We start from the raw sequence: 2,474 nt of genomic DNA on the forward strand, positions 1-2,474 counted from the left end.
AGCACCCACGACAGTCAGCATTTCGAAAGGGTCATTGACAAGGCCAACACCAATCGCAATATCTACGCCGACCGAGGCTATCCCTCTGCGGAGCGGGAAGCTTGGCTGAAGGCAAACGGCTATAGGAGCCAGATTCAGCGTAAAGGCCATCGAAACAAACCGTTGTCCAAGACTCAGCAAGGGCGAAACCACAGGATTGCAAAGACTAGGGCACGGGTTGAACATGCATTTGCGGCGATGGAACAAATGGGTAGAAAACTGATCCGCACCATTGGACAGGTGCGCGCTAATTTTGCCATGACGATGATGGCAGCATGTTACAACCTAAAGCGGTTGGCGTACTTCCAGAGCGCGTGCATCGTGGCTTTCTGACGCCCAGAATGGGTCAAATGGCCCTAGCCAGGGCAATGTGCGATAGAATCAGTARCGTGATAATCAAAAAAAATCTAATTATTTAGAATGAAAGCCAAGGGTTAATTGAAAATCTTGAGTTTTTCGAGGTGCCCTATAGAAGGTTCAACTAATCGCCATAGGTCTTTAGGGCGGAAACATCTACTTTTTAACCATCGGCTAACCGTGTCATGAGATAAAGGCGATGGGCTGACTTCTGATAACGCCAAACTAGAGTATCTTACACTGCTTACTTGCAAGAATATTTTATAGATATCTTTAATGCATGGATAACCGGACAAAATATGAACATCCTGATTTTTTCTTGTTTTTAAATTTATACTTCTTTTTTAGAGACTGCGAAACTCGTTGTATAACTATCGATTGTGGCATTGATCCCTTTTTGAAAAGTTGCCTGAATGGCTGACTGATTAAGTGCTGGATGGAATTGTGCTCCTTTCTGATATTGCACACAGTGAACTGGCCACCAAATTTGGCGTAAGCCATTAAGATTCCCCTCTGTGCCTACCTGAGTTCCTGAGTTGACAGCAAAACTTAAGTGATCAGCAGGATGCCAGTCCTGGCTGGCAATAACAACGATATTTTGTTGCTGGCAGTAGGTGATAACATTATTAGCTGTACTAATAACACTTTCACTATCTAATACTTCTAGGGCGCCCCCCTTTACAAAAGTCATTTTGCAGATCGACCAGCAATAATGCAGTATTAGTCATTATGTCGTCCTTAATAATTGTCACTATAGCTAAGTTCACCGCGCAAATTTTTTTGCATCAGCGTACGAATATCATTTGAAGATAAAGATTGACTAAGTAAGTAATGAAGCTTGGTAAGGGTTGCCTCAAAAGTCATGTCATAACCACTAATAACACCAACTTTGGCTAATGCGTGCCCGGTTGCATACCCATTCATGTTAACTCGTCCAGAAAGGCATTGTGTCAAATTAATGACGATAATATCGTGTTGACAGGCCTTTTCAAGGCATTTTAACAACTTAGTTTGTGAAGGCGCATTACCAACACCGTAAGAACGGAGAATGAGTGCTTTGGTGTGTTGCAATAAGATGTTTTCGATACTTTGTACTGAAATCCCAGGATAAATAGTAACAACCCCAATGGGTTGAGGGGTGATTTTATGGCTGCTGAAATTGCCGTCATTTTTTGGCAATGGACAGCTTTGTAAACAACGGATGTGAATACCCGCATCAATCAATGGTGGACAATTAGGAGAAGTAAAGGCATCAAAACCATCAGCATGTGATTTGACGGTCCGATTACCCCTAAATAATTTGTTATTAAAAAACAGCGTCACTTCATTGATAGGGTAATTTGCCGCCAAGTACAAGGCATTAAGAAGATTAGTTTGGCCATCTGATCTTAGCGCTTCCAGCGGTATTTGTGACCCTGTCACAATAATCGGGTTATCTAGGTTATCAAACATAAATGAGAGTGCAGAGGCGGTAAATGCCATCGTATCAGTACCATGTAGAATAACAAAACCATCATAGTTTTCATAATTAGCACTAATATCATCTGCAATGCACTGCCAATCTTGTGGTGTCATATTAGCGGAATCAATTAAAGGATTATGTTCACGAATAGTAAAATTTGGCATTTCAGCGCGATGAAATTCTGGCATGCTGCTCAGTTGTTTTTTTAGATGGCCGGAAGCTGGCACGTATCCATGGGGTGAATAATGCATGCCAATAGTGCCGCCTGTGTAAACGACATAGATGGATTTTTTTTCCATTCTCTTTACCTAACGATATGAATAAGTGAAAATTGATAAATTTAAAGAATTCACGAGTTTCGCAGTCTCTAAAAAAGAAGTATAAATTTAAAAACAAGAAAAAATCAGGATGTTCATATTTTGTCCGGTTATCCATGCATTAAAGATATCTATAAAATATTCTTGCAAGTAAGCAGTGTAAGATACTCTAGTTTGGCGTTATCAGAAGTCAGCCCATCGCCTTTATCTCATGACACGGTTAGCCGATGGTTAAAAAGTAGATGTTTCCGCCCTAAAGACCTATGGCGATTAGTTGAACCTTCTATAGACAAAAAAAG

General features: G+C 40.8%; 4 protein-coding genes and 1 pseudogene. 2 read left to right on the top strand and 3 right to left on the bottom strand.

The window, feature by feature from the left end:
- Positions 1 to 372 (top strand): transposase (locus tag CBG25_RS12895; protein ID WP_290603757.1); only part of this gene is annotated, 372 nt, incomplete at its 5' end.
- 101 nt (positions 373 to 473) lie between these two features.
- On the opposite strand, the gene CBG25_RS12900 is transcribed toward CBG25_RS12895, so the two are convergent.
- The 3 genes and pseudogenes from CBG25_RS12900 to ansA form a co-directional block, all read right to left on the bottom strand.
- Positions 474 to 692 carry a hypothetical protein gene (locus tag CBG25_RS12900; RefSeq protein ID WP_290607101.1) on the bottom strand — a complete coding sequence of 73 codons (219 nt, stop codon included), beginning with the start codon at positions 690 to 692 and terminating at the stop codon, positions 474 to 476.
- Between the two features lie 116 nt (positions 693 to 808).
- Positions 809 to 1,124 (bottom strand): annotated as a pseudogene (locus tag CBG25_RS12905) (isochorismatase family protein); the annotation flags it as partial.
- A gap of 10 nt (positions 1,125 to 1,134) precedes the next feature.
- The gene (gene ansA, locus CBG25_RS12910) at positions 1,135 to 2,157 is read right to left on the bottom strand and encodes an asparaginase (protein WP_290607102.1); all 1,023 of its coding nucleotides are present in this window, start codon (positions 2,155 to 2,157) and stop codon (positions 1,135 to 1,137) included.
- Positions 2,158 to 2,277: 120 nt separating this feature from the next.
- Here ansA and CBG25_RS12915 point away from each other — a divergent pair.
- Positions 2,278 to 2,474 (top strand): hypothetical protein (locus CBG25_RS12915; protein WP_290604058.1); only part of this gene is annotated, 197 nt, incomplete at its 3' end.

The organism is Arsenophonus sp. ENCA (assembly GCF_002287155.1).
Classification (GTDB): domain Bacteria; phylum Pseudomonadota; class Gammaproteobacteria; order Enterobacterales; family Enterobacteriaceae; genus Arsenophonus; species Arsenophonus nilaparvatae.